Genomic DNA, 5,905 nt, shown 5'->3' on the forward strand with positions numbered 1-5,905 from the left:
ATTTTAACTTTTAACATATTCGTATTAAGTATTATGCTTTTAAATTATCTTTTTAAAATGAAAGTCGTATTTGATTTTTTTGAAAACTTACACATTACAAAGTAAGTTTTCAAAAATTAGAAGTTTTATAAAATTGTAGATTTTAAGCCAAAAGCTCTTTTGCGATCATACTTATGCGTTTTGCTTCAGCACTTGCTCCGATCTCATCTTTTGCTATTTTCATTACAGCGCCTAAATTTTTACCAGCTCTTTCAATAATCTTTTTTATTTTCTCTTTAAGCTCTTCATCACTTAGTTGTGCTGGCAAATATGCCTTAATAAGCTCAATCTCGCCCTGCTCTTTTTTAGCCAAATCCTCTCTAGCACCTTTTATATAAAGCTCAACTGAGTCAGCCCTCTTTTTGATCTCCTTTTGAAGTAGCGGAAGTACCACTTCATCAGTCATTTCGATCCTTTGATCGACTTCGACCTGCTTAAGTGCTGCATTTAGCGTTCTTAAAGTATCTCTTTTAAACTCATCTTTTGCCTTCATAGCCTCTTTTATATCAGCTAAAATTTGCTCTCTTATACTCATTTCCTCTCCTTTAAATTTTTGAAATATTAACTAAAAATTTGTGATAATTTCTTGAAATTTTCCTTGCAGATAGGTCACCCCAACACCTTCTCTAAGCCCATCGTCAATAACTAAAAATTTTGCTTCTTGCTTACTTAAAAGCTCCTCTAAAAGCAAGGTTCCAGCGATGAGCGGATACTTTCTGCTTCTTCCAACCGCCACATCAGCGCTCTTATCGTCCATCTTTAAAAGCTCATTTACAAACCAGGCAAGATCGTCATTTTTAAGCTCAAATCCGTTTACCTTTTTTGGATCATAGTTCTCGTAGTTAAGTCCTAGTCGTAGCGCTGCGATAGTAGTTGGTACGCCAGAAGTCAGCACGATAAATTTATTTTTTAAGCTATTTAAAAATTCTCTTGCATCTTTTGTATAAATTTTTGCATTTTCTTGCATTAAATCAAGTGTTTTAAATTTCTCAAAAAATGTAATAATGCCAAATTTAAAGCTCATAAAATTTCCATCTTCACCGATCTCTGAGCTTGCTCCACCGATGTCAATGATACTAAAATTTTCACTGATTCCAAGCTTTTTAAAAGCATTTTGAACACCCAAAAATGTAAGCTTTGCTTCTGCTTTACCGCCGATGATATGAAAATTTATGCCAAATTTCTCTCTTATCTCGCTAAAAATCTCTTCGCTATTTGATGCCACTCTAAAAGCCTCAGTTGCGACTGCTACGCATTTAAATTTATCAAAGTCAAATTTACTTTTAGCCTCCGCTATCGCTTCAAAGAGCCTATTTTTAGACTCATCTGCTATCTTGCCACTATCATTTAGTCCTCTAGCAGCTCCCACTATCTTTTCATAAATTTGCTCATTACTAAAGCCATTTTGTTCTTTTTTGACAAGCGCTACGCGAAATGTGTTTGAGCCAAGATCGATCGCTATAACCAAAATTTATCCTTAAAAATTTTTGCAGATTCTAACATATGATAATTTAGTATCATTTAAAGTTGAAAAATTCTAAAAACTTTAATATTTTTCAAGATATAATCCCTATCAAAAACCTTATGAGGGGGCTTGATTGCTTCGAGATAACTTATTAGCATTTGTTATTTTTGCAATTTGTAGCGTTGGATTTTTCGTTTGGGGCTATCAGTACATCCCGACAAATAACTACTTTTTATTCTTGATCGCTGGCATGTTTGGTCTTTTTATGGCCTTTAATATCGGTGGAAATGACGTTGCAAATAGCTTTGGCACAAGCGTTGGTGCTAAGACGCTAACACTTAAGCAAGCTCTCATCATCGCAGCTATTTTTGAGCTTAGCGGTGCGATATTTGCAGGATCAGAGGTTACAAATACGATTAGAAACGAGATCGTGAAATTTCCAAGCGATCTAAACCCGATGAAATTTGTCATCATCATGATCTCAGCCCTTCTTAGCTCAGGCCTTTGGCTATTTTACGCATCCAAAAAAGGTCTGCCAGTCTCGACCACTCACTCGATCGTTGGCGGCATAGTTGGAGCAGGACTTGCTATGGGCTTTATGATAAAAGATCCAGAACCATTTAACATGGTCTCATGGAGCGAGATCGGCAGGATCGCCGTAAGTTGGGTTATCTCACCACTACTTGGCGGCGTGATGTCTTACATTATATTTGGCTACGTAAAAAGTAAGATTATCGAGCCAACACATGAACTTAAAATGAATCTAAAAGCGCTAAAGGCTGAGAGAAAAGCATATAAAGAAAGCTTCATAAAAGCACTAAAAACAAAGCCGGCTGAGGAGCAAATAGCTACTCTTTCAAAGATCGCAGTTATCGATGAGGACGAGATCGAAACCACTGAATACAGCGAGTACCGCTCAAAAATTCGCATTATGAAAGATAGTGAAAAAGAGATAGATACATTTAAAGCGATGAAAAAGCACATCCCGATCATCGCTGGATTTGCAGCAATGGTCATCTCATCGATGATGCTTTTTAAAGGGCTAGAGCATATAAATTTAGCCTTTAGTATCATCCAAACCGTCTGGATCATCTTTGTGATTGGGGCTCTAGCGTATCTTGCAAGCCTTGCTATTATAAACGTCATGAGCAAAAACGATAGCGAAAAGAGCATCAATAGAATTTTCTCATGGTTTCAAATTTTTACCGCTTCATCTTTTGCATTTTCACATGGTGCAAACGATATCGCAAACGCAGTTGGACCATTTGCAGCTGTGCTTGACGTGCTAAAAACTGGCTCTATAAACGAAAGCTCGCCGATCCCAAGCATCGCAATGGTAACCTTTGGCATTTCACTTGTTGTTGGACTTTGGTTTTTAGGCAAAGAGGTCATCACAACCATTGGCTCAAAACTAGCTGAAATTTTACCGACAACTGGCTTTAGCGCAGAGCTTGCCTCAAGCATCGTCATCCTTCTAGCTACAAAGCTTGGCATACCAGTTAGTTCAACTCATATCCTAATAGGCGCAGTTTTAGGTATCGGTATCGTAAATAAAAATGCAAACTGGAAAATGGTAAGACCAATTATATTAGCTTGGCTCATCACGCTTCCAGCAGCTGCTATCTCATCAGCTATATTTTATTTTGCCCTTGCTAAATTTTTAGGCGTTTAGTCGTATTTTTAAGTAGCAAAAACCGCCCTATTTTTTAGATATTTTTTGTATAAATTTTATATGAAGGCTTGGCAAGTTGATTTAACCTGCCAAGTAAATTTGAAGTTATTTTTTCTTAATGATGATCTTCTCACCATCGCTATCAATGGTGATCTCATCGCCGCTTTCAAGCTCATCTTTTAAGATCATATCAGCGATCTTATCTTCAACTAGCTCATAAAGCGCTCTTCTAAGAGGTCTTGCGCCATAAACTATGTCAAAACCAGCTTTTGCAATAAATTTCTTAGCCTCTTCGCTTAAAACTGCCTTGATACCGCGGTTGTGAAGAGTTTTTTCAAGCTCTTTAAACATGATCTCAACGATAGATATCAAGCCTTGCTCGTTTAGAGGATTAAAGATGATAGTATCATCAAGCCTATTTAAAAACTCAGGTTTAAAGTAGTTTTTAAGCTCGTTTTTAACAGCCACATCGCGGTCTTCGCCCTTTAGCTCCATTATGAAATTTGAAGCGATGTTTGAAGTTAAAATGATGATAGTGTTTTTAAAATCAACCGTTACGCCTTTGTTATCAGTCGCGCGTCCATCATCTAAAATGCCCAAAAGTATGTTAAATACATCTTTGTGAGCCTTTTCAACCTCGTCAAAAAGTATGACTGAGTATGGTCTTCTGCGAACCGCCTCTGTTAGCTGACCGCCCTCATCGTAGCCTACATATCCTGGAGGCGCACCAAGAAGCCTGCTCACGCTATGTTTTTCCATATATTCGCTCATATCAAAGCGGATAAGCGCCTTCTCATCGTCAAATAAGAACTTAGCCAAAGCCTTAGCTGACTGAGTTTTACCAACGCCTGTTGGTCCAAGGAATAAAAACGAACCAATAGGCCTTTGACCTTCATTTAGCCCTGCTTTGTTTCTCTTAACAGCACGCGCAAGTGCGTGTAATGCGTCATCTTGACCGACAACACTCTCTCTTAGATGCTCTTCGATGTGTAGATACTTCTCTTTTTCGCTTGTTAGCATCTTCTTAACTGAAATTCCAGTCCATTTGCTCAAAATTTCAGCTACAAGCTCTTCATCGACTTGATTTTTAAGAAGTACGCCCTCTTTTTTCATGCTCTCCCATTTTTCTTCAAGCTCGTGTTTGTGCTTTTTAGCGTCAGCTATCTTGCCGTATTCTATCTCGGCAGCCTTTTGAAGATCGCCATTTCTTTTTGCTATCTCAGCTTGTGATTTTAGGCTATCGATCTCTTTTGTTGCTTTTGAAATTCCGCCAAAAACGGCCTTTTCGTTTTCAAATTTTGTATCAAGCGCTAGCTTTTTCTCGTTTAGGTCAGCTATCTCTTTTTCGATCTCGCCAAGTCTTTCTTTATTTTTATCCGCATCCTCCATCTTTAGAGCTTCTTTTTCTACTTGAAGCGTTACGATCTCGCGTTTTATCTTTGAAAGCTCGTATGGCTCGCTCTCTATTTGCATCTTAAGCTCAGCTGCTGCCTCATCTATAAGGTCGATCGCCTTATCTGGCAAGAAGCGATTTGCGATGTAGCGGTCACTTAGCCTTGCTGCGGCAACTAGCGCACTATCTGTTATCGTGATACCGTGATGAACTTCAAGACGCTCTTTTATGCCACGTAAAATTTGAAGTGCTTCATTTACGCTTGGCTCTTTAACGTCTATTGGCTGAAAACGTCTTTGAAGCGCTGCATCTTTTTCAAAGTATTTTCTATACTCTTTTAATGTCGTCGCACCAACAGCGTGAAGCTCGCCACGTGCAAGAGCTGGTTTTAGGATATTTGCCGCGTCCATTCCGCCCTCGCTCGCACCAGCTCCAACGATGGTGTGAATTTCATCTATAAAAAGTATGATGTTACCAGCTTTTTTAACCTCGTCAATGACAGCTTTTAGCCTATCTTCAAACTCGCCTCTATACTTTGCGCCAGCTACGACTGCACTCATATCAAGCGCGATGACACGCTTGTTTGCAAGGCTTGTTGGCACATCACGAGCGACTATCTTTTGAGCTAGCCCTTCAACGATGGCTGTTTTACCAACGCCTGGCTCACCTAATAATATAGGGTTGTTTTTGCTCTTTCTTATTAAAATTTGCATCATCCTAGTGATCTCTTCATCACGGCCGATGACTGGATCAAGCTCTTTATTTAGCGCTTTTTGCGTTAGATCGATACCAAATTTCTCTAAGCTATCAAGCGTATCATCGCCAGTTTGGCTATCTATTTTTTTGCCGCCTCTTATGCTCTCAAGATTCTTTTTAACCTCCAAAATATCGCAAAATTTACTCAAAATTTGCTTGATCTCACTAAGCTCAAGAGCCGAGATGATCCATGTATCAACAGCGATGTAACTATCACCCATGCTTACCATTAAGGCTTTTGCGTTTTCAAGTGAATTTATAAGCTCTCTTGAAACTGAAACGTTATCTTTAGTGACGTTTGAGCTACTTGGAAGTGATGAAATTTTACTTTTTACTTCAAGCTCGACAGCATCTTTACTTATATTCATTTTATTAAATACTTGGTTTAAAATAGAATTGCTATCTGCAATCAAAGCCCAAAAAATATGAAGTGGTACAACTTGTGGATTTTTAGAAAAAATCGCCAAACTAACGCCTTTTTCAAGAGTTTCTTGCATCTGAGCTGTTAAATTTTCTGTTATATCAGCCATTAAATCTCCTTGGATTATTTTATATGGTCGCCATTATATAACTTTAGTCT

The 5,905-nt window shown here is 38.3% G+C and carries 4 protein-coding genes; 1 reads left to right on the forward strand and 3 read right to left on the reverse strand.

What is annotated here, in order from left to right; all coding sequences use genetic code 11:
• Positions 1-142: 142 nt before the first annotated feature.
• Entirely contained in the window at positions 143-574 is a 432-nt protein-coding gene (locus CYP51_RS05855) for a GatB/YqeY domain-containing protein (protein ID WP_103624744.1), read from the reverse strand.
• A gap of 30 nt (positions 575-604) precedes the next feature.
• The gene (locus tag CYP51_RS05860; protein WP_103624745.1) at positions 605-1,507 is read right to left on the reverse strand and encodes a Ppx/GppA phosphatase family protein; all 903 of its coding nucleotides are present in this window, start codon (positions 1,505-1,507) and stop codon (positions 605-607) included.
• A 130-nt stretch (positions 1,508-1,637) separates the two neighbouring features.
• Between CYP51_RS05860 and CYP51_RS05865 the strand changes: the two genes are divergently transcribed.
• Positions 1,638-3,176: an inorganic phosphate transporter gene (locus tag CYP51_RS05865; RefSeq protein WP_103624746.1), complete on the forward strand. Its 1,539-nt coding sequence runs from the start codon at positions 1,638-1,640 to the stop codon at positions 3,174-3,176.
• A 105-nt stretch (positions 3,177-3,281) separates the two neighbouring features.
• On the opposite strand, the gene CYP51_RS05870 is transcribed toward CYP51_RS05865, so the two are convergent.
• Entirely contained in the window at positions 3,282-5,855 is a 2,574-nt protein-coding gene (locus CYP51_RS05870) for an ATP-dependent Clp protease ATP-binding subunit (protein WP_103624747.1), read from the reverse strand.
• Between the last annotated feature and the right edge of the window lie 50 nt (positions 5,856-5,905).

Source organism: Campylobacter concisus (genome assembly GCF_002912895.1).
GTDB classification, from domain to species: domain Bacteria; phylum Campylobacterota; class Campylobacteria; order Campylobacterales; family Campylobacteraceae; genus Campylobacter_A; species Campylobacter_A concisus_G.